Here is a 21,679-nt window from a genome sequence, read left to right on the forward strand (position 1 = left end):
ATGACCAGCACCAACGGCAACGGGATCACAACCTTCGGTGATGAGGGGCTTGGCCAGCAGCCCTGGTGGGTGGAGCAGTGGATGGAGCTGATCAACGGCTACCGCTTCAAGAAACGGCTGGAACGGGCCTGGGGATACGCCCGCGAAGGCAACGTCACCTCAATCCGTTTTGAAGGGCGCCGGGTGCATGCCCGGGTGCAGGGCACCGGAGAAGACCCCTACAAAGTGAAGCTCTGGCTGGATGTGCTGAACGACGAAGACTGGGGCTACGTGCTGGAAGCGTTGACCCAGAAAGCCCGTTGGTCGGCTCAGCTGCTGGCTGGAATCATGCCGTCGGACATCGAGCGGGCCTTCGCCGCCAGTGGCAAACGCCTGTTCCCGTTCAAGCTGCAAGAGGTGCGCAGCGAGTGCAGTTGCCCGGACAAAGCCAACCCCTGCAAGCACATCAGTGCCGTGTACTTCCTGATGGGGGATCGCTTCAGCGAGGACCCCTTCGTGCTGTTCCAGCTGCGGGGGCGCAACCGCAGCAAGCTGCTGGAGGATCTGGCGGAACAGCGCCGCGAGGTGCTCACCAAGCTGGCGGAGCAGGCCAGTGCTGCTGACGACGACACACCAGCGGACGAGCCCGCACCGCTGCCCCCTCACCCCGCCGTGCTGGATCCAGCCCTGTGGTGGCGCTACGAACGCAGCCTGGATGGCGATCTGGTGGTGATCACAGCAGCGCTGGAGGGGGACACCGGTCTGGACGCAGCCGGTGAACTTCCCCTGGCGGAAGATCCACGCTTTCCAGAGGCACGGGACACCTTCCTCACCAACCTGCGAGCCCACGGCCAGGCCAGTGCCCAGAGCGCCATGGTGCAAGCCATGACTGCCGGCAGCTGAGACATTGATGGAGGAGGCGCCCTGGCTGAGCGCAGAAAAGCGGGGCCTGGCAGCCCTTCTGCTGAGCTCCCATCAGCGGGCCTTCGGGATGCCGTTGATCGCAACGGCACGGCCGGGACAATCGACACGGCTGTGCTGTCAGGAGCTGTTCAGCAGCAGCTTTCCAGTGCTGGCCCACGGCATTGGCGACGACCCATTGGTGGTGTACGCCAATGCCGCAGCGCTTCAACTCTGGGGGCGGCGCTGGGCGGACATGGTCGGCATGCCATCGAAGCTCACGGCTCCGGATGAAGTGCGATCGGAACGGCGACGGGCACTGCGACAGGCCCAAACCGAGGACGCCATCCGTGGCTATGGGGGTGTCCGCATCGATCACGATGGGCGGCGTTTCATGATCCGCAATGCCCGGATCTGGACCTTGTGGGATGAGGAACAGCGCAGCTGCGGCCAGGCCGCCTGCTTCAGCGATTGGTGGTGGATCTGAATCGGTACGGTTTTGACACCATTCCAGTCGTACCAGCCGAACTGAGGTGTGCAGACCGAATCAAAATGGACGGTTCACACCCTTCTGATTCTCATCCAACCGGCGCAGATTGTCGTTGCGGGCGATCAACCCAGTCCGCAGATGTTCACTCTTCGGAGCAACAACCATGCTGACCCTGCGCCAATCCCCCTTTGACCTATTCGAACGTCTTGAACAGCAAATCGCCACCGCTGAGCGGGTGCCCAACGCCGAAATCGTCGAAACCGAAAACGGCTACGTCGTACGGCTTGAGTTGCCCGGCGTTCAGCGGGACACCATCGACATCAAAGCCACCGATCGCAACCTGGTGATCAGCGCTGAGCGCGCGGCCCATGGCGATGAGGCAACCGTTCTGATGAGCGAGTTCCGCAGCGGCACCTGGAGCCGCAGCTTCCGCTTCCCCCACAGCCTCAACCGGGAGGACCTCACCGCCAATTTCCGCGACGGCATCCTCGAGATCACGGCCGACAAGGCTGTGGAGCACACCAGCGTCACCGTTCAACTGGAGAACTGAGGAGGCTTCCCACCCACGACAGGTCAACCAAGACGAACGGACAGTGACCCTCGCTTCAGCGGGGGTTTTTATTGACCCACGACCGCTCAGGCCGCACCGAGCCCAAGGAAAAAGCGGGCGATGAACAGGAGGCTGAAGCCGCTGAAAAAAACCAGGCCGAACCAGCAGAAGGCGCGGGTGAGCGGCCCGTAGCGATGCTCCTGGGGCACCAGGCTGCTGTTGATCGTGTCCATCGCCATCCAGGCGAAGAGGGGGGCTGTGAGAAAACTGCCGGTCATCGCGCCAAAGACAAAATCCTTCACGCCGATGCCACCGCCTTTGGCCACCACCAAAGCCACCACAGCTGCCAGCAGGTGCACCACCACCCAGATGTCGAAACGACGCTGCAACGGCCCTGGAGCTGAATCACCGCTGTCGCTCTGGCGCAGCAGACCCTGGATCGCGGCAATGCTGCGGGGGTAGGCATCCAGGCAGGTGAGGGTGGTGCTGAACATGGCCGAGAACGCCGCTGGGATGATCACCCAGGCCGCCCAGCCCCCCATGGCAGCGGTATAGAGCTTGATCAGCTTCTGAGCGAAGGACACACCGCTACCGGCAAGCATCCCGTCGCCACTCCCGTACATCGTGTACGAACCGAGGATCACGAAAAACATCGCCGTCAGCACCGTGATGCCGTAACCGAGGTTGAAGTCGAATTCAGCCTCCTTTGGCGTCGCCGTGTGCTCGGTGTCCCGGGCGCGGGAGAACATCCACAGCGATGGCCAAACGCACATCTCTACTGGCCCCGGCATCCAGCCCATCAGGGGAATTAGAAACGCCAGGTTGGCCAGGGTCCAGGGGCTGGGGTCTGTCGACATCCAACTGGCGGCCACATCCCCGACAGGGCCACGGATCAGCAGGGAGGCCGCCGCCATCCCCGTGAGCAAGGTGAGCAACACCACCAGCAGCTTGGACAGACGATCCAGTGCCCGGTAATGACCGAGCAGCCACACCAGACCGCACACCACCAGCACCGCGATCGACAGGCCATAGGGGTCCTGGCCCGTCAGACCTGGAACATTGGTGAGCAACAGCCCCGCCACGAAGCTGACCGCCGCAATAGTGGCCGTGCCTGTGACCAGGCTCACCAGCAGATACAAGGGCAGATAGGCGGGATTACGCCGCTGAAAGCCCTCCAGCAGCGACAGGCCTGTGGCGGCCGTGAACCGGGTTCCGACCCTCAGGAAGGGGTACTTCACCAGGTTGGTGAGCAGGATCAACCCCACCAGGGCGAAGCCGAAGCGTGCCCCGGCCGTGGTGGACGACATCAGGTGGGATCCCCCGATGCAGGCACCGGCCAGAAGGATTCCCGGACCGATGCTCCGACGCAGGGAGCTTGAGGCCATCAGAGGCTTGCAACTGGAGTCATCCTCCAGCGTCGCCGGTCCGAACAACCTTCTTAGAGTTCCCGCACTTCATCCATTCCCCATGGTCGTTGCTGCCGCTGCTCCAAAGCTGTCGCTGCAGTGCGAGACCATCGCCGGGGACACCAGCACGATCCGTTCGCTCGACTGGGATCGCAGCCGCTTTGACATTGAGTTCGGCCTGCGCAACGGCACCACCTACAACGCCTTTCTGGTGCGCGGAGAACGCACCGCCCTGATCGACACCAGTCACGCCAAGTTCCGCGACACCTGGATCCCTCTGCTTCAGGAACAGATCGATCCGGCGGCCATTGATGTCCTGATCGTGAGCCACACCGAACCGGATCACTCCGGTTTGATCGGTGATCTGATCGACCTCAACCCCGAGATCGAGATCGTCGGCTCGAAGGTGGCGCTGCAGTTCCTCCAGGACCAGGTACACCGGCCCTTCAAATCCCGTGCGGTGAAATCCGGGGAGGAGCTGGATCTTGGCACCAACCCAGACAGCGGTATCCAGCATCGCTTTGAGTTCCTCAGCGCCCCGAACCTGCACTGGCCGGACACGATATTCTCCTTCGATCACGGCACCGGCATCCTCTACACCTGCGATGCCTTCGGCCTCCACTACTGCTCCGACGACGTCTTCGACGCCGACCCCGGCGCCATCGCTCCGGATTTCCGCTTCTACTACGACTGCCTGATGGGGCCCAATGCCCGCAGCGTGCTGCAGGCCCTCAAGCGCATGGATGGCCTTCCGGAGATCAACACGATCGCCGTTGGCCATGGGCCCTTGCTGCGCCACCACCTAAGCCACTGGGTGAACGATTACCGGGAGTGGAGTGGTCAACGCAGCAAAGGGGAGAGTTATGCAGCTGTCTGCTATCTGAGCCAGTACGGCTTCTCGGACCGGATCAGCCAGGCCATCGCCCACGGGATCGGTAAGGCCGAGGCCCATGTGCAGCTGGTGGACCTGCGGGCCACAGACCCTCAGGAGCTGACGGCCCTGATTGGAGATGCCAAGGCCGTGGTGGTGCCCACTTGGCCGGCGGAACCGGACGGCGAGCTGCAGGCGTCGATCGGCACCCTGCTGGCCGCCCTCCACCCCAAACAGCTGGTGGGGGTGTTTGATGCCTTCGGCGGCAACGATGAGCCGATTGATGCCGTGGCCGATCAGCTGCGCAGCCAGGGTCAGAAGCAGGCCTTCGCACCGCTGCGCATCCGTCAGCTGCCGCAGGGGAGCGACTATCAGCGCTGCGAGGAATCCGGCACCGACCTCGGCCAGCTGCTCACCAAGGAGAAAGCCATCGCAGCGATGAAGAGCCTGGATGGCGATCTGGACAAAGCCCTGGGGCGGATCAGCGGCGGCTTGTACGTGGTCACAGCCAGTCAGGGCGATGGGGAAGCCCAGCGCCGCAGCGCCATGGTGGCCAGCTGGGTGAGCCAGGCCAGCTTTGCCCCGCCAGGCCTCACGGTGGCTGTCGCTAAGGACAGGGCCATCGAAGCCCTGATGCAGGTGGGAGACCGTTTCGTGCTCAACGTGCTGCGGGAGGACAACCACCAGCCGCTGCTGCGCCATTTTCTCAAGCGCTTTCCACCCGGTGCCGATCGCTTCGCCGGCGTGAACGTGCTGGAGGGAGTTGCCGATGGTGGCCCCGTCCTGACCGATGCCCTCGCCTATCTCGGCTGCCGGGTGGAGCAGCGGATGGAAGGACCCGATCACTGGATCATCTACGCGGTGGTGGAGCAGGGCAATGTGGCCGATGCCGAGGCCAGTACCGCCGTGCACCACCGCAAAGTGGGCAACCACTACTGATGAGCGTGACCAGCACCATCTCCGAGCGGCGCACGCTCCAACTCCCGATCGACGACGGTGTTGTTGCCCTGCGTGGGTTGAGCCCCCAGCGCCACCGCTTCGAACTGGAATATGCCCTGGAGCGCGGCAGCACTGCCAACAGCGTGCTGTTTGCAGCCGGGGATGACCAACCGGCTGTTCTGGTGCACCCTCCCGGAGCCACCTACAGCGCTGCCTTCCTGCCGGTTCTGGCGGAACAATTGCCCGATGCGTCCGAGCCGCTGTTGGTGGTGGTGGGGCACGTCAACCCCAACAGGGTCGCGCTGCTGCGCAGCCTTGCTGAGGCCTACGCAGGTCTGGAGCTGATCACCTCCAATGCAGGGGCCAAATTGCTGGAGGAACTGTGGACGCTCAGGAAGCCTGCACCACCAGGGGAAGAGCAGAAACAACCACCGCTGCCGGATCTGCCGCCGCTGCGGGTGATTCGCCACGAGCAAACCCTGGCCATGGCACAAGGGCGCAGCCTGCAGCTGCTCGCCACACCGACTCCGCGATGGCCTGGCGGCCTGCTCGCCTTTGAGCAAAGCCTGGGACTGCTGATGAGCGATAAGTTCTTCAGCGCCCATCTCTGCACAAAGGACTGGGCCGAAACCAACCGCACCAGCACGGAAGAGGAACGGCGTCACTTCTACGACTGCCTGATGGCGCCGATGGCCCGTCAAGTGGAAGGGGTCGTGGATCGGCTGGAGGAGCTGGACATCCGCACCATTGCCCCAGGCCATGGCCCTGCCATCGAAGTCAGCTGGCGCAGCCTGCTGAGTGATTACCGCCGCTGGGGAGAAAGCCAGCAGAACGCCAGCCTGAATGTGGCTCTGCTGTTTGCCAGCGCCTACGGCAACACTGCGGCGATCGCCGATGCCCTAGCCCAAGGTGTGAGCCGCACCGGCATCCGGGTGGACAGCCTCAATTGCGAGTTCACTCCTGCCGATGAACTGATCGACACCATTCAGCAGGCCGATGCTGTTCTGATCGGATCGCCCACCCTGGGCGGCCATGCCCCCACCCCCATCGTTTCAGCCCTGGGAACCCTGCTGGCGGAGGGAGATCGCAGCAAGCCGGTGGGGGTGTTCGGCAGCTTCGGCTGGAGCGGCGAAGCCGTAGACCTGCTGGAGACCAAGCTTCGAGATGGCGGCTTCAGCTTCGGATTCGAGCCGATCCGTGTGAAATTCAGCCCCGACGCCACGAAGGTGAAGGAGCTCGAGGAAATCGGCACCCGCTTTGGTCGGCAGCTGCTCCAGGCTCAGAAAAAGACGCAGCGGCGCAGTGCTGGCGGCCTCAGTGAAAGCCGAAGCGATCCTGCGGTCCTTGCCCTCGGCCGGGTCATCGGCTCCCTTTGTGTGCTCACAACCCGCAAGGGAGAGCTCAGCGGAGCCATGGTGGCAAGTTGGGTCAGCCAGGCCAGCTTCACTCCCCCTGGGATCACCGTGGCCGTAGCCAAGGACAGGGCTGTGGAAGCACTCCTTCACAAGGGCGACCGCTTTGCGCTGAATGTGTTGGCGGAAGGTCGGGAAACCAATCCGATGAAGCAATTCCTGCAGCCCTTCGCACCTGGTGCTGACCGCTTTGCCGGACTTGAGCTCCAGGAGAGCCCCGGCGATCAACCGCTGTTGCCGGAGGCACTGGCGTGGTTGGAGGGCAGCGTGAAACAGCGCATGGAATGCGGCGACCACTGGCTGGTGTATGCGGAAGTGCTCCATGGAGGCCTGTTCGATCCAACCGGATCAACCGCCGTTCACCAACGCAGAAGCGGGGCCAACTATTAATGAGCTCTAACTCATAGTCGGTATGAGTTAGAGCTAGTCTCAGGTTGAGCTTTCATTCGTCATGGATCTGTCCAAACCCTCCACCCAGGCCAATCTCGAGGCTGCCTTTGGCGGGGAGAGCATGGCCAACCGCAAATACCTGTTCTTCGCCGATGTAGCCAAGAAGCTCGGCCACAACGCCCTCGCCAAGCTGTTTCGCGAGACCGCAGCCCAGGAAACCGAGCACGCTTTCGCCCATTTCCGCCTGCTCCATCCGGAGCTGGTGATCGACGAAGCCAGCAGCCTCGGCGATGAGCAGAAACAGGGGATGCTGCGTCGCTGCCTCGAGCTGGCGATTGAAGGGGAGACTTACGAGTACACAACGATGTACCCGGAATTCGCTGCTCAGGCCCTTCAGGACCGAGACCGTAGAGCCGAAGCAGAGTTCGCTGAGCAAAGCCGCGAATCCTTAGAGCATGCCGGCACTTTTCGAACGGCTGCCAAGAATTTCGGTCTTCTGACCCCGATCGAACAGCATCACGCTGCAACCTATGGCGTTGCCCTCGATGCACTCCAAGGCAAGGGAACTGCAGGCCATGCCGAGCAGCCCATCCCGGGCAAATGGATCTGCAAGGTCTGCTCAATGATCTATGACCCTGTGGCTGGCGATCCCGACTCCGGCATCGCTCCTGGCACTGCCTTTGAACAAATTCCCGACGATTGGCGATGCCCGATCTGCGGCGCAAACAAGGCCAACTTTATTCCTTATCGAGAGGCCGAATTGAAACCAGCCTGAAGCCATTGCCCGAAGGCATGCGTTATTTCAATGAAATAACGCAACAACACAGAACGACAGAGCAAAGCCGATACCACCGAGGAGGCTAACTGCATCCTGGGTTTCCTCATAAGCCTCAGGAATAACGGTTTGCAGTGTCATCGCTAGGACGCCCCCACCAGCGAATGCTGTGAACATTGCCTTGATTGAGTTTGGAGCAGACGCCAACAGAGAATGAGCCAAACCTGCAGAAACAACGCAAACCAGCACAACAGCAGACCAAGTCAAGATGATCTGACGAATGCCAATTCCGGAACGCGCGAGACCTGCTCCGCTCGTCATTCCTTCAGGAATATTAGCTACGGCGACAGCTGTAACAACCGAGAAGCTAACAAGTGGATTATCCAAAAGCGAAATGCCAATACTAATTGACTCTGGAATCCCATCAATAGCTGCACCAAATAATAGCGCAATCGCAGTAGCCTTTTCCTTCTGCTGAGATGATGTTAGAGCGCCAATACCACCACAAGCCGCAGAACAACGCCGAGCAACGCCTCTTGCTGCGACCATTCGGTTTAACAATACATAGCTGAGAAGGCCTAGTGAAAAACCAGATAAAGCCGGAATAATTCCACCTGTGTCGAGTGCGACCTTCATCAGATCAAAGCACAACAGTGAAATCAGTAAGCCACAACTAAAGGCCAAGATCATGGCCGTCACTCTTCTCGATGGCTGAACGATGGCTCCGAAGTAGGCAGATATCACCGCAGAAACCATCGCTACAAACGACCAAAACATCGCGTCGACAGCGGACCCACTTCCCCCTTGGATTAGCTCTGAGTAACCAGCCTGCATAAAAAGGGGCTCAACCAACATCTTTCCCGCACAATTCAATGCCTATACGTCTTAGCCAGAATTCTCACCGAGACCATGTTTTTAACTTGCGACCCAAGCAGGCCCCGCAAGGTCAAGAGCCATGTCAACCGTTGCCCACAGACAACACGACTATATATCTAGACACTACAGATCCGTGCCAAATTAGGCAAATTAGAGTAAGCCATTAACAAATAAACGAATCGGTCGCAGGAGAGAGCCCGATTTGAAGAGCCCACAAGGCGAGCTTTGATCCCTACCGCGAGGCGGCATTGAAGTCGGCCTGACGCTCGCCCCAAGTGAGCAGCCCACCCAGCACAGGCAATAGCTCGATCCCGAGGTCCGTCAGCGCGTAATCCACGCGCGGGGGGACCTCGGGGTGAATGGTCCGATGCACCACGCCATCAGCCTCCAGATCACGCAATTGAGAGGTCAACACCTTCTGACTGACGCCCTCAATCGCCCGCTGCAAATCAGAGAAACGCTGAATGCCATCCACCAGTTCTCGAAGGATGAGTACCTTCCAGCGTCCCTGAATCACCTTCAGAGCCAGCTCGGCCTTGCACTCGCCCTGGTGCTCTCCATGCTGAAAACCTCTCTGATAGTCCAAAGGTCACCGTCCGGACACCAACCCACTTTCGCGTGCGTTCTTGTGCAGCCGCGCCGATGACTGCAGGATCGTTCGAACACCTCGAATCGTCTTCCTCTCGATGCCACCGGATCTGATTGTTGTTGCCGCCAGCAACGGCGAAAACCTCAAGCTGGCCAAACGCTGCGTCAACGCTGCCCGCCAACGCCAAGCCCAGGCCGAGCTCATCGATCTCACCGATCTGAGCCTTCCGCTTTACACCCCCCGGGCCCAGGCGGTTGGGGCAGGAGCGGATCTCATCAGCCTGCAGGATCGTCTGCACGCTGCCCCCCGCTGGATGATCTGCGCACCGGAATACAACGGTTCAATCCCACCGGTACTCAGCAACGCCATTGCCTGGCTCTCCGTGCTGGATGACGATTTCCGCAGCCTGTTCAACGGCCGCCCCATCGCGATTGGCACCCACTCCGGAGGCGGTGGCATGGAAGTGCTGATTTCCATGCGGATCCAACTCACCCATCTGGGGGCAGACGTGATTGGCCGGCAGGTCCTCAGCAACTTCAGCAAACCCGCCAAAGACGAAAGCATCGACGATGTCGTGAAGCGTCTGCTGCAACGCCAACCGCTCACGCTGTGATGACCCAACCCAACCTGCTGATCCGCCCCGCAGCTGAACGCTTCCACAGCCAGAGGGACAGGCTGGAGTCCTGGCACACCTTTTCATTCTCCAATCACTTCGATCCTGCCTGGACAGGCTTCGGCCCCCTGCTGGTGATCAATGACGACACCATTGCTGCAGGGCAAGGATTTGGCATGCACCCGCACCGGGATATGGAGATCATCACGGTGATGGTGGAGGGTCAGATCAACCACCACGACTCCATGGGCAACGCCGAAGTGCTGCGGGCTGGCGAAGTGCAACGCATGAGCGCTGGCACGGGGATCGTTCACAGTGAAATGAACCAGGGTGAGTCGCTCTGTCGTCTTCTGCAGATCTGGATTGAACCTGTCCACAAGGGTCTTGAGCCCTCCTACGAGCAACGCCACATCGAAGTCGGCAAGGCCTGGACACCGCTTCTGAATCCAGACCCGAGCCAGGGGGCCATGGCCATCGACCGGCCGGTACGGCTCTGGCGGGCGCAACCCAATCATGGGCAGGAGCTCATCTTGCCTGAGGAGAGTGGTGACACCCTTTGGCTGCAACTGATCAACGGCTCCGTCCAGCTGGAAGGCATTGATGGCGATGCCCCTGATGCGCTCCATTGCGGTGATGGCCTGGGAATACGAAACCAACGGGATTGGACCCTGACGAGCCAGACCGACGACACCGATCTTTTGTTGTTCAGCCTGGCCTGAACCGCCACATGTGGATTCATGCCCAAATGACAACGCAGTAATGCTTGATACGTTTACGCGTCGTACAGGTCACATGTGTTGTCTTGCAAAGGATCTCGTCGACGACAAATTTCAGAATCGCGCCCCAGCTTCAGGCTTTGAGGCGTTGATCCCAAAGACATTCGGGCAATGCGAGCCACACCAGATCTGGTGCCTTCAAATGACAAGGTCACAACAACAGACTCCCAAGAGCGATGGGATTCCCGATGAGCCATGAGGCCGTGGTGCGATACCGCGGCTACCTTCTGCTGCCTCAGACCAATCAAAGCTGGCTGGTACGCCCGGAACGCAGTCCAATGCAGCTGTTGCCATTTCGAACGCCGACCTGCTCGCTGGCCGACGTCAAAGCGCTATTGGACTGGAGACTGTCGCAAGAACGATCAGAGATCGGGGTGGCCTGAATCAGGCCGCCGCAGGTGGCGGCGTGGGATCGCCCAGGGGTTGTAATGGAATCACCAGGGTGGCCCAATGGTCGGGTCGCTCTGGCCGAGGGCGACGCGACTGGCGCACGCCGAAGGGCACACGCAGCACATTGGTTCCTTCGATTGGCAAGGTATGGCCTCGGTTCAGCGCCGACTGCAGGCCTTCAGGCAGTTGGGGCAGATCCGGACCGTGTACTGATCCTGCGGATTTGCTGATGTCGCTCCGATCCATGGTGTCCCCCGACAGACGAATCAGTTGCCGAAAAGTTTGACTGAAATTGAACAAACAACTGGTCAATCCAAATCATCTTTTCGGTTTTCAGTGAAAATTTACACGCCGGGGGGCAAAAGCACCAGCCCGAACTGGCAAGTCGCCCCCTAAGCAGCAACCGCCACAGCAATCTCTTCAACACTTGGGCACGTGCAAATCAAGTTGCGATCGCCATAGGCATTGTCAATACGAGCCACCGCGGGCCACACCTTGTTCTGCTGCTGATCAGGCAACGGGAATGCAGCCTGTTGTCGGCTGTAAGGACGATCCCAGTCCTCTGCGATGACAGCAGCCATCGTGTGAGGAGCCTGTTTCAAGGGGTTATTGCTGGCATCAATAGCCCCTGATTCGATCTCCCGAATTTCATCGCGGATGGCAATCATGGCGTCAGCAAAACGATCCAATTCCACCAGGCTTTCGCTTTCGGTGGGCTCCACCATCACGGTGCCGGCCACAGGCCAACTCACCGTCGGCGCGTGGAAGCCGTAATCCATCAATCGTTTGGCGATGTCATCCACATCGATCCCGGCATCCCGTTTCAACGGACGCAAATCAAGGATGCATTCATGGGCAACACGTCCGGTGGCACCGCGGAACAGCACGGGGTAGTGCGGGTCCAGGCGAAGGGCCAGATAGTTGGCAGACAGCAACGCCACCGCTGTGGCCTGGCGCAGGGCCTCCGCCCCCATCATCCGCAGGTACATCCAGCTGATCGGCAGGATGCTCGCACTGCCAAGAGCCGCTGCAGACACTGGCCCAATGGCTTGATCTGGCGAAGCCTGCAAGGGATGACCGGGGAGGAAGGGAGCCAGATGGGCCGCCACACCGATAGGACCAACACCGGGTCCGCCACCGCCGTGGGGAATGCAGAAGGTCTTGTGCAGGTTCAGATGGCAGACATCGGCACCGAAGGCGCCTGGACGGCACAAACCAACTTGAGCATTGAGGTTGGCGCCATCGAGATACACCTGACCACCGTGGCGATGCACCAGCTCACAAATCCCACGAATGCCGGTCTCGAAGACGCCATGGGTGGAGGGGTAGGTGACCATCAGGGCCGCCAATCGGTCGGCATGCTCCGCTGCACGGGCAGCCAGATCCTGCTGATCGATATTTCCGTCGGCGTCGCAAGCCACAGCCACAACCTTGAGACCCGCCATCACGGCACTGGCGGGGTTCGTGCCATGGGCACTGGTGGGGATCAGGCAGACATCGCGATGGTCGTCGCCTCTGGAGCGATGCCAGGCCCGGATCACCAGCAGCCCGGCGTACTCCCCCTGGGACCCGGCATTGGGCTGAAGGGACACCGCCGCAAACCCCGTGAGAGCTGCTAGCCAGGCCTCCAGCTGCTCGGCCAACCGCTGATAGCCCGCAGCCTGCCGAGCGGGGGCGAAAGGGTGCAGCCCGGCGAATGCGGGCCAGCTCACCGGCAGCAGCTCTGCGGCCGCATTGAGCTTCATCGTGCAGCTGCCGAGGGGGATCATCCCGTGCACCAACGAGAGATCACGACTCACCAGGCGCTGGATGTAGCGCATCAATTCGGTCTCACTGCGGTGGCTGTGGAACACCGGTTGCGTGAGCCAGCCAGCGTCTCGCTCGGGTACACCGTCAAGCTCCTTGACGGAGACCAGCGGCAGGGCAGGGGCAACCTGTCCAACGGCGGCGGCCAAGGCCTCCGCCAATCTGGACAGTTCATCGGCTGTGGTGCATTCGTCCAAGGCGATGCCGAATCCCGTTGCCTCCGTGGCATCCGCACCATCCGGCAGCACCCGCAGGTTGAAACCTGCTTCCCCAACCGCTTGATGCACAGCTGGAGAGAGGGGTGAAGTCAGGGTGACCGTGTCGAAGCGCTCGCCCTCCGGAACGACGAAGCCAAGGCTCTGCAGGACCAGCTCAAGCTGACGGCGCTGACCCACGATGCGGCGAGCGATCGCCATCAGACCGTCCGGGCCGTGGTGGACGGCGTAAAAGGACGCCATCACGGCAAGAAGCACCTGTGCTGTGCAGATGTTGCTGGTGGCCTTGTCGCGGCGGATGTGCTGTTCACGGGTCTGCAGAGCCAGCCGCAGGGCCGGATTGCCTGCCGAATCCTTGGACTGACCCACCAGACGGCCGGGGATCTGACGCTTGTAAGCATCTTTGGTGGCAAAGAAGGCGGCATGCGGGCCCCCGAAACCCATCGGCACGCCGAAACGCTGGGCACTGCCCACAGCGATGTCCGCACCGAAGGACGCCACGGGGGCGATCAGGGTCTGAGCCAGGGGATCGATGGCCACCGTCACCAGAGCCCCAGCCTCATGGGCACGGGCGATCACATCGCTCGGATCCCAGACCTGACCATCCGCACCGGGCAACTGCAGCAACACACCGAAGACGGTGGGGTCGAAGCTGGCCTGTTGCGGCGTCACCCGTTCCAGAACGATCCCCAAGGGTTCCGCACGGGTCTGCAGCACAGCCCAGGTCTGGGGGAGGACGTTCTCATCCACCAGGAAGCGGTTGGCCTCCGCCCGTCGACAGAGGCCGCAGCTCAGGCTCATTGCTTCCGCCGCCGCTGTGGCCTCGTCGAGCAGGGAGGCGTTGGCGATGGGCAGACCGGTCAGTTCGCTGATCAGGGTCTGAAAATTGAGCAGAGCCTCGAGGCGCCCCTGGGCAATCTCCGCTTGATAGGGGGTGTAAGCGGTGTACCAGGCCGGATTTTCAAAGACGTGCCGCTGGATCAACGCCGGCGTGGCCGTGCCGTAGTAACCCAGGCCGATCAAAGAGCGGCGGGAATCGTTGGCAGCGGCAATCTCCCGCAGATGGGCCAACGCTTCGGCCTCCCCACAACATGGAGGAAGCACGTCCCGCGGCGGGGTGTCATCAAGGATGTCCGCCGGCACCACATCAGCCAAAAAGGCCGCCATATCGGCGAACCCCAAGTCGCTGAGCATCCGCTGCTGCTCCGCGTCGCTCGGGCCGACGTGACGCTGCAGGAAGGGGGAGGTCACCAAGGCGGACGCAGTTGAGTTCGCCGATCGTAAAGAAGGGTGACCGCCGCCCGATGTCAGCTTGCGTTCACCTTGGTGCCGTAGGTGCTGGCATCCATGAGGGCCTCGAGCTGGGAGGGATCGCTGGGCCGCAGCACCAGCAACCAACCTTCCCCATGGGGGTCGTTCTGCAACTCCTCGGGACTGGCGAGCACCGCCTCATTGCGTTGCACCACCTCGCCGGCCACCGGTGCATACATGTCTTCCACAGCCTTCACGGATTCCACCGATCCAAACGTGGCGCCCTTGTCCAGGCTGTCCCCCACTTGAGGAAGATCCACAAACACGATGTCCCCCAGCTGATCCACAGCAAAGGCACTGATGCCCACTCGCACAAGCTCCCCATCGGCATTGGCGTACTCGTGGCTATCAGCGAAGCGAAAGGAAGCGGGGAACTCGAACGCCATCGACGGCAGATCCAGATGTCTTCACCCAGTCTGCGGGAGATCGATCAACCCCGCTGCATCCAGCACCGCAAGTGCCCGGGTCAGCGCCAGCTGCACGTGGGCGCGGTGGGTGCCGCCCTGCACATAAAGGTTGTAGGGCTCCCTCAGGGGTGCATCGGCCGAAAACTCGCTGGTGGAGCCATCGATGAAGGTGCCACCGGCCATCACCAGGTCACTGGCATAGCCCGGCATCGACGCGGGAACGGGATCCAGATAAGCGCCGACCGGTGAACAGGCCTGAAAAGCGCGACAAACCAGCTTGAGCGCTTCAGGGGAACCGAGCCGAACCGCCTGGATCAGATCACTGCGGTCGGCCCCGGGCGCTGGATTCACCGCAAAACCCAGCCGTTGGAACACACCAGCCACCAGATCAGCTCCGATCAGGGCCTCCGCCACCATCTGCGGCGCCAGAAACAATCCCTGCAACACCAGCCGCTGCAGGTCAAAACCCGTCCCCCCTTCGCGACCGATGCCCGGTGCCGTGAGCCGGCAGCAGGCCTGCTCCACCAGGGAGGCCCGTCCAGCGACATAGCCCCCTGTGGGCGCGATTGTTCCCCCCAGGTTTTTGATCAGCGAGCCAGCGATCAGATCCGCCCCCACCTGCGTTGGCTCCTGCTCCTGCACCAATTCGCCGTAGCAGTTGTCGACGAACACGACGCACTCCGGTTGCCGGCCATGGATGAGCTCACCGAGGCGTCCGATCTCCGCCACGGGAATCGATGGTCGCCAGCTGTAACCGCAGCTGCGCTGGATCAACACCATCCGGCAAGGGCGCTCCAGGGCCTGCTCAACAGTTGTGGTGTCCACTGAGCCATCGGCCTGCAGTTCAATCTCGTCGTAGCTGACGCCGAACTCCGCCAGGGAACCCTGGCCTGGATCCCGCAGGCCGATCACCTCTTCCAGCGTGTCGTAGGGACGCCCGGTGATGGACAGCAAACGGTCGCCGGGCCGCAGCACCCCAAACAGGGCCGCCGCAATGGCATGGGTGCCGCTGACGAACTGCATGCGCACAGCAGCCGCTTCTGCACCCAAGACCCGTGCAAACACCCGGTCCACCACTTCACGCCCCTGATCCCCGTGGCCGTAACCGGTCAGGGATGCGAAATGCTGAGTCCCCACCCGTTCAGCGGCCAGGGCAGCCAGCACGCGCTCCAACCGCTGTTGAACCTGCTCCGTGCGCACGGCAGCGAGGGGCTGCAGACCTCTGGCAACGGACGCCACAAAGTCCCTAGCGGCAGCGCTTCCTTCACCACTCGTCACGATGCGACATCAGAGTCCAGATCTGCAGCATGCCCTCCCGACCACGGGTTATGGGCTCAACTCCTTTAGATTTCGGTCATCAATGGCACCAACCGCTCCTCGGCTTTCTGGTCTGAGCGGCCTCGTCAACCCCTGGAGTCTTCCTGTTGGTTTTCTCGCAAACAGCTGACACCCGCGAGCTTCGGCAACGGGCAGCGGTGCAAGCGCCCCGCGGTCCCCTGCCGGCCCGTCAGCGCAAGCTCAAGATGGGCACCACCAGTTTCATGGTGGTGATGCACGTGCTGGCCACCGTGGCTCTGCTGCCGCGGTTCTGGAGCTGGCAGGGCCTGGTGGCCTTCGGAGTGCTGTATTGGGTGACCGTTCTTGGCGTCACCCTGGGTCTGCACCGTCTAGTGGCCCATCGCAGCCTGGTGGTTCCGGTCTGGGTGGAGCGCGTGCTGGTGATCATGGGCACGCTGGCCTGCCAGAGCGGTCCGATCGAGTGGGTTGGCCTGCACCGCCACCACCACCGCTTCTCCGATCAACCCTCAGATCACCACGATGCCGGTCGCGGCTTGTGGTGGAGCCACAGCGAATGGATGCTGCACGACATCCCTGCCCTGAAGGAACTCGACCGCTACGCCGGTGATCTGCAGTGTGATCCCTTCTATCGCTGGCTCGACCGCTGGTTCCTCCTGCTGCAGATCCCCCTTGGACTTGGTCTGTACTGGATCGGAGAAGCAGCACAGGTGAGCGGTGGCGGCGTGGGACTGGTGCTCTGGGCCATCCCCCTGCGACTGGTGGTCGTGTATCACGTGACCTGGCTGGTGAATTCCGCCACCCATGCCTTCGGCTATCGCAATTTCGATTGCCCTGATCTTTCCCGCAACTGCTGGTGGGTGGCACTGCTCTCCTTCGGTGAGGGCTGGCACAACAACCACCACGCCCATCCCGCCAGTGCGCGCCATGGTCTGCGTTGGTTCGAGTTCGATCTCACCTGGCAGCACGTGCGCCTGCTCAAGCGCCTTGGCTTGGCAAGCCGTGTCAGGACGGCTCGCTACGTGCCTGGGGCCTCCTGATCCCCTCAAATTCCTCCGATCAGGCCACGTCGTAACGTGGTCGATCGCACAGATAACGTCCGCCCCCAGGTTCCATGCCCAAGCGTGTACAAGTCGTTCTGAATGAGGACGTCCTCAGCCTCGGCAGGGACGGAGACCTGGTGGAGGTCGCCCCCGGTTACGCCCGCAACTTCCTGCTTCCCTTTGGCAAGGCTGTCCCGGTGACGCCTGCGGTGATGAAGCAGGTGGAGCACCGCCGCGCCAAGGAAGCCGAACGCCAAGCAGCTCTGAAGCAGGCAGCCCTCGACTTCCAGACTGCTCTGGCCACCATCGGTAGTTTCACAGTCAAGAAGCAGACCGGTGAGGACAACGTGCTGTTCGGCACCGTGACCAACGGCGATGTGGCAGAAGCCATCCAGGACGCCACCAAGAAGGTGATCGACCGCCGCGACATCTTGGTGCCCGAAATCCATCGCACCGGCAAGTACACCGTCACGGTGAAGCTGCACAGCGAGGTCACGGCCGAGATCAACCTGGAAGTGGTCAGCTACTGACCCCTGGCAAAGCGGCTCAACTGAGCCAGAGTGAGAGACCCGATTGTGACGGCCAACGGCCATGGTGAGCGTCCCCCTCAGCGATAGCGGCGACAACGCCGACGGGGGACCCCGGGGTTTTCGCTCAAACCGCCGCGATCAGGAACCGAGCTTCGAAGCCCTCCCCGATTCCGTCCCGCCACAAAACCTTGAGGCGGAGGAAGCGGTATTGGGCGGCATCCTGCTGGATCCCGATGCCATTGGCCGGGTGGCGGATGTGCTGCAGCCGGAAGCATTTTATCTGAACGCCCACCGTGAGATCTTCCGCACCGCCCTGATGCTGCACAGCCAGGGCAAACCGACCGACCTGACGGCAATGAGTGCCTGGCTGGCGGATACGGGCTCTCTGGAGAAGGTGGGCGGCAACAACCGGCTGGTGGAGCTGGTGGAACGGGTGCCGTCCACCGCCTCGATCGAGCAGGTGGCGAGGCTGGTGATGGACAAGTTCCTGCGCCGCCAGCTGATCCGCTCCGGCAACGAAGTGATCCAGCTGGGCTTCGACCAGGGCCTGCCGATGGAGCAGGTGCTGGATCAGGCCGAACAGAAGATCTTCGCCATCAGCCAGGAGAAACCCTCCAAAGGGCTCACCCCCACCGCCGAAATCCTCACCCAGACTTTTGAGGAGATCGAAAGCCGCTCCCTGGGCACCTCGGTGGCCGGTATCCCGGTGAACTTCTACGACCTGGATGCGATGACCCAGGGCCTGCAGCGCAGCGACCTGATCATCGTGGCCGGCCGCCCGGCCATGGGCAAAACCTCGATCGTGCTGAACCTGGCCAAGAACGTGGCCCAGCTGCACGACCTGCCGGTGTGCCTGTTCTCCCTGGAGATGAGCAAGGAACAGCTCACCTACCGCCTGCTCTCGATGGAGGTGGGCATCGAAGCGGGGCGGCTGCGCACTGGCCGCCTGCAGCAGGAGGAATGGCCGCTGCTGGGCCAGGGCATCAACAGCCTGGGGCAACTGCCGATCTTCATCGACGACAAACCCAACTCCGGTGTGCTGGAGATGCGTTCGCTCTGCCGGCGGCTGATGGCCGAACAGGGCAAGGAGCTGGGACTGGTGATGATCGACTATCTGCAGCTGATGGAGGGCTCGGGTTCCGACAACAGGGTGCAGGAGCTGTCGCGCATCACCCGGGGCCTGAAGCAGATGGCGCGGGAACTCAACGTGCCGGTGATCGCCCTCTCCCAGCTCAGCCGTGGCGTGGAATCCCGCAGCAACAAACGGCCGATGCTGAGCGATCTGCGGGAATCGGGCTCGATCGAGCAGGACGCTGACCTGGTGCTGATGATCTACCGCGACGAGTACTACAACCCGGAAACACCGGACCGGGGCATCACCGAAGTGATCGTGACCAAGCACCGCAACGGTCCGGTGGGCACGGTGAAGCTGCTGTTCGAGCCGCAGTTCACCCGTTTCCGCAACCTGGCGGCCTGAGCCAACTCAGATAATGAAGCCATGAGCGTCTCCGCTGCCCCCACCGAATCCTTTGACGTGATCGTGGTCGGCGGCGGCCATGCCGGTTGTGAAGCGGCGATCACAGCCGCCCGGCTGGGCCTGAACACGGCCCTGTTCACCCTCAACCTCGACCGAATCGCCTGGCAGCCCTGCAACCCCGCCGTCGGCGGCCCCGCCAAAAGCCAGCTCGTCCATGAAGTGGATGCCCTCGGTGGGGTGATCGGGCGCCTGGCCGATGCCACCGCCATCCAGAAGCGGATCCTCAACGCCAGCCGCGGCCCGGCGGTGTGGGCCCTGCGCGCCCAGACCGACAAGCGCCTCTATTCCCGCCAGATGCTGCAGCTGCTGCAGCACACCCCCAACCTCGCCCTGCGCGAGGCGATGGTGACCGGGCTGGAAACCACCGGTGAAGGCGACCAGCAACGCATCAGCGGCATCCGCACCTATTTCGGCAGCGTCTATGGCGCTGAAGCGGTGATCCTTACCGCCGGCACCTTCCTGGGGGGCCGCATCTGGGTGGGGCATCAATCGATGGCCGCAGGCCGCGCCGGAGAGCAGGCCGCTGAAGGCCTCACCGAAGCGCTGCAGCAACTCGGCTTCCAGACCGACCGGCTCAAAACCGGCACCCCCGCCCGCGTGGACCGGCGCAGCATCGCCCTCGATCAACTGAAGGAGCAGCCCAGCGATGCGGCCGATCGCTTCTTCTCCTTTGACCCGGCCGCCTGGGTGAGCGGTGAGCAGATGAGCTGCCACATCACCCGCACCACCGCGGAAACCCATCAGCTGATCCGCGACAACCTGCACCTCACCGCCATCTACGGCGGCGTGATCGACAGCAAGGGCCCGCGCTACTGCCCCTCAATCGAAGACAAGATCGTTCGCTTCGCGGACAAGGACAGCCACCAGATCTTTCTTGAGCCGGAGGGACGCGACACCCCAGAGATCTACGTGCAGGGCTTCTCCACCGGCCTGCCGGAACCGATCCAGCTGCAATTGCTGCGCAGCCTGCCGGGCCTGGAGCACGCCGTGATGCTGCGACCGGCCTATTCGGTGGATTACGACTACTTGCCTGCCACCCAACTCAAGCCCTCCCTGGAAACCAAGCGGGTGCGCGGCCTGTTCAGCGCTGGCCAGCTCAACGGCACCACGGGCTATGAAGAAGCCGCCGCGCAGGGCCTAGTGGCCGGCGTCAATGCTGCCCGGCTGATCGGCGGTCAGGAGCCGGTGCACTTCCCCCGGGAGGGCAGCTACATCGGCACGATGATCGACGATCTGGTGAGCAAAGACCTGCGTGAGCCCTACCGGGTGCTCACCAGCCGCAGCGAATACCGCCTGATCCTCCGCGGCGACAACGCCGACCGCCGCCTGACGCCGTTGGGCCGTGAGCTGGGCCTGATCGACGACCGCCGCTGGCAGCTGTTCGAGGACAAACTCCAGGCGATGGACACCGAGAAGCATCGGCTGGAAACCGTGCGGCTCAAGGTGAGCGATCCGGTGGCCCCGACGGTGGAGCAAGAAACCGGTGCGGCGATCAAAGGCTCAATCACCCTGGCCGACCTGCTGCGCCGACCCGGCATGCACGCCGCCGATCTGGTGCGCCATGGCCTGGCCGATGCCGATCTGCCCCTGCAGGTGCGAGAAGGGGCGGAGATCGACATCAAATACAGCGGCTACCTGCAACGGCAGCAGCAGCAGATCGATCAGGTGAAACGCCAGAGCCAGCGCAAGCTGCCGGCCGATCTGGACTACGCCGGCATCGGCACCCTCTCCAACGAAGCCCGCGAAAAGCTCACGGCGATTCAACCCGGCACCCTGGGGCAGGCCAGCCGCATCCCCGGCGTCAGCCAGGCGGACATCACCGCCCTGCTGATGTGGCTGGAACTGCGTCAGCGCCAGGCCCTCGCCCCCCCTGCAGAAGCTCGATAGCGTTGAGACCCTGCAGGTCCGCCTTGGCCGTCCGGCTTCCCACTTCCCGTGCCTACTGGAACCTGCGGGCAGAGCAGGTGATGGACAAGGTGTTCGACCAGGACGCACTGAATTCCTCGCGGCCCAACCACCTCATTCCGGTGGACGTGGATGTGCACGAACCACCACCGCCGACACCACCAGCACCAGCGGCGACCACCACTACCCCCTGGTTGTTGCTGATCGTCAGCGGCATCGCTGTGGCCGGTGCCGTCAACATCGGCTGGCTGATCAGCAGCCTGCTGCAGTCCCGCAGCCAGCTGGATCAGGAACGCAACCTGCTGATGCTTGAGCGCCTGCAGGCAGAGGCCAGCACCCCTGCTGAGCCGGAACCGGAGTGGATGGCCAGCCTCGAACCACCCGCACCCCCCAGCAGCCTTGGACTCGCCCTCTCACCTGCAGCCCCGGAGCTGCTGCCGATTCCAACCCTGACCCCAATGCCGCAACTCACCGGGGTGGTACAGGGTCCTGGCGGCAACAGCTCCGCCATCTTCCAGCTGGGCACAACATCTCTCTCCGCAGGCATCGGTGAATCAATCGGCAGCAGCGGCTGGCGGTTGGACTCCATCAGCAGTGGCGGCGCGGTGATCAGTCAGCACGGCCAGCAGCGAACCCTCTCCGTCGGGGGGCTGTTCTGAATTCATCCACTCCG

General features: G+C 62.3%; 21 protein-coding genes. 14 read left to right on the forward strand and 7 right to left on the reverse strand.

The features are described 5' to 3' along the window. From SynA1528_RS12290 to SynA1528_RS12300, 3 genes are all read left to right on the forward strand, one after another. The gene (locus tag SynA1528_RS12290; RefSeq protein ID WP_186586986.1) at window positions 1-882 is read left to right on the forward strand and encodes an SWIM zinc finger family protein; all 882 of its coding nucleotides are present in this window, start codon (window positions 1-3) and stop codon (window positions 880-882) included. Window positions 883-889: 7 nt separating this feature from the next. After that, window positions 890-1,366, forward strand: a complete 477-nt coding sequence (locus SynA1528_RS12295) for an MEKHLA domain-containing protein (protein WP_186586987.1) — start codon at window positions 890-892, stop codon at window positions 1,364-1,366. 166 nt (window positions 1,367-1,532) lie between these two features. Next, window positions 1,533-1,919, forward strand: a complete 387-nt coding sequence (locus SynA1528_RS12300; protein WP_186586988.1) for an Hsp20/alpha crystallin family protein — start codon at window positions 1,533-1,535, stop codon at window positions 1,917-1,919. A gap of 86 nt (window positions 1,920-2,005) precedes the next feature. On the opposite strand, the gene SynA1528_RS12305 is transcribed toward SynA1528_RS12300, so the two are convergent. Further along, window positions 2,006-3,304 (reverse strand): NRAMP family divalent metal transporter, encoded by a 1,299-nt coding sequence (locus tag SynA1528_RS12305; RefSeq protein ID WP_186586989.1) that lies wholly within the window; start codon window positions 3,302-3,304, stop codon window positions 2,006-2,008. Window positions 3,305-3,386: 82 nt separating this feature from the next. Here SynA1528_RS12305 and SynA1528_RS12310 point away from each other — a divergent pair, with 82 nt between their 5' ends. From SynA1528_RS12310 to SynA1528_RS12320, 3 genes are all read left to right on the forward strand, one after another. Continuing rightward, window positions 3,387-5,135 carry a diflavin flavoprotein gene (locus SynA1528_RS12310; protein WP_186586990.1) on the forward strand — a complete coding sequence of 583 codons (1,749 nt, stop codon included), beginning with the start codon at window positions 3,387-3,389 and terminating at the stop codon, window positions 5,133-5,135. Then, the gene (locus SynA1528_RS12315; protein ID WP_186586991.1) at window positions 5,135-6,937 is read left to right on the forward strand and encodes a diflavin flavoprotein; all 1,803 of its coding nucleotides are present in this window, start codon (window positions 5,135-5,137) and stop codon (window positions 6,935-6,937) included. The genes SynA1528_RS12310 and SynA1528_RS12315 overlap by 1 nt, the downstream gene beginning before the upstream one ends. A 61-nt stretch (window positions 6,938-6,998) precedes the next feature. Beyond that, complete coding sequence (locus tag SynA1528_RS12320) at window positions 6,999-7,712, forward strand: rubrerythrin family protein (RefSeq protein WP_186586992.1); 714 nt, start codon at window positions 6,999-7,001, stop codon at window positions 7,710-7,712. A gap of 27 nt (window positions 7,713-7,739) precedes the next feature. On the opposite strand, the gene SynA1528_RS12325 is transcribed toward SynA1528_RS12320, so the two are convergent. Together SynA1528_RS12325 and SynA1528_RS12330 are read right to left on the reverse strand one after the other, a co-directional pair. After that, entirely contained in the window at window positions 7,740-8,567 is an 828-nt protein-coding gene (locus SynA1528_RS12325) for a ZIP family metal transporter (protein ID WP_186586993.1), read from the reverse strand. Window positions 8,568-8,820: 253 nt separating this feature from the next. Further along, a complete protein-coding gene (locus SynA1528_RS12330) occupies window positions 8,821-9,174 on the reverse strand; it encodes a winged helix-turn-helix transcriptional regulator (RefSeq protein ID WP_186586994.1) in 354 nt (117 codons plus the stop codon). 100 nt (window positions 9,175-9,274) lie between these two features. Between SynA1528_RS12330 and SynA1528_RS12335 the strand changes: the two genes are divergently transcribed. The 3 genes from SynA1528_RS12335 (at window position 9,275) to SynA1528_RS12345 (ending at window position 10,949) form a co-directional block, all read left to right on the forward strand. After that, the gene (locus SynA1528_RS12335) at window positions 9,275-9,790 is read left to right on the forward strand and encodes an NADPH-dependent FMN reductase (RefSeq protein ID WP_186586995.1); all 516 of its coding nucleotides are present in this window, start codon (window positions 9,275-9,277) and stop codon (window positions 9,788-9,790) included. After that, complete coding sequence (locus SynA1528_RS12340) at window positions 9,790-10,509, forward strand: pirin family protein (RefSeq protein ID WP_186586996.1); 720 nt, start codon at window positions 9,790-9,792, stop codon at window positions 10,507-10,509. Before SynA1528_RS12335 ends, SynA1528_RS12340 begins: the two co-directional genes overlap by 1 nt. Window positions 10,510-10,742: 233 nt before the next feature. Further along, entirely contained in the window at window positions 10,743-10,949 is a 207-nt protein-coding gene (locus tag SynA1528_RS12345) for a hypothetical protein (RefSeq protein ID WP_042503975.1), read from the forward strand. A 1-nt stretch (window position 10,950) separates the two neighbouring features. On the opposite strand, the gene SynA1528_RS12350 is transcribed toward SynA1528_RS12345, so the two are convergent. The 4 genes from SynA1528_RS12350 to SynA1528_RS12365 form a co-directional block, all read right to left on the reverse strand. Continuing rightward, entirely contained in the window at window positions 10,951-11,202 is a 252-nt protein-coding gene (locus SynA1528_RS12350; RefSeq protein WP_186586997.1) for a hypothetical protein, read from the reverse strand. Between the two features lie 146 nt (window positions 11,203-11,348). Further along, window positions 11,349-14,228 carry an aminomethyl-transferring glycine dehydrogenase gene (gene gcvP / locus SynA1528_RS12355; protein ID WP_186588496.1) on the reverse strand — a complete coding sequence of 960 codons (2,880 nt, stop codon included), beginning with the start codon at window positions 14,226-14,228 and terminating at the stop codon, window positions 11,349-11,351. A gap of 56 nt (window positions 14,229-14,284) precedes the next feature. Beyond that, window positions 14,285-14,674 carry a glycine cleavage system protein GcvH gene (gene gcvH, locus SynA1528_RS12360; RefSeq protein WP_186586998.1) on the reverse strand — a complete coding sequence of 130 codons (390 nt, stop codon included), beginning with the start codon at window positions 14,672-14,674 and terminating at the stop codon, window positions 14,285-14,287. Window positions 14,675-14,695: 21 nt separating this feature from the next. Beyond that, window positions 14,696-15,934 (reverse strand): methionine gamma-lyase family protein, encoded by a 1,239-nt coding sequence (locus SynA1528_RS12365; protein WP_502707712.1) that lies wholly within the window; start codon window positions 15,932-15,934, stop codon window positions 14,696-14,698. Between the two features lie 185 nt (window positions 15,935-16,119). Between SynA1528_RS12365 and SynA1528_RS12370 the strand changes: the two genes are divergently transcribed. The 5 genes from SynA1528_RS12370 (at window position 16,120) to SynA1528_RS12390 (ending at window position 21,665) form a co-directional block, all read left to right on the forward strand. Then, window positions 16,120-17,031 carry an acyl-CoA desaturase gene (locus tag SynA1528_RS12370; protein WP_286187835.1) on the forward strand — a complete coding sequence of 304 codons (912 nt, stop codon included), beginning with the start codon at window positions 16,120-16,122 and terminating at the stop codon, window positions 17,029-17,031. Window positions 17,032-17,105: 74 nt separating this feature from the next. Then, window positions 17,106-17,564 (forward strand): 50S ribosomal protein L9, encoded by a 459-nt coding sequence (gene rplI, locus SynA1528_RS12375; protein WP_186587000.1) that lies wholly within the window; start codon window positions 17,106-17,108, stop codon window positions 17,562-17,564. A gap of 61 nt (window positions 17,565-17,625) precedes the next feature. Beyond that, entirely contained in the window at window positions 17,626-19,041 is a 1,416-nt protein-coding gene (gene dnaB, locus SynA1528_RS12380) for a replicative DNA helicase (protein WP_186587001.1), read from the forward strand. A gap of 21 nt (window positions 19,042-19,062) precedes the next feature. Next, window positions 19,063-20,988, forward strand: a complete 1,926-nt coding sequence (gene mnmG / locus SynA1528_RS12385) for a tRNA uridine-5-carboxymethylaminomethyl(34) synthesis enzyme MnmG (protein ID WP_186587002.1) — start codon at window positions 19,063-19,065, stop codon at window positions 20,986-20,988. A 23-nt stretch (window positions 20,989-21,011) separates the two neighbouring features. Next, a complete protein-coding gene (locus tag SynA1528_RS12390) occupies window positions 21,012-21,665 on the forward strand; it encodes a pilus assembly protein PilZ (protein WP_286187836.1) in 654 nt (217 codons plus the stop codon). Window positions 21,666-21,679 lie beyond the last annotated feature (14 nt).

The organism is Synechococcus sp. A15-28, assembly GCF_014280175.1.
In the GTDB taxonomy this organism is placed as follows: domain Bacteria; phylum Cyanobacteriota; class Cyanobacteriia; order PCC-6307; family Cyanobiaceae; genus Parasynechococcus.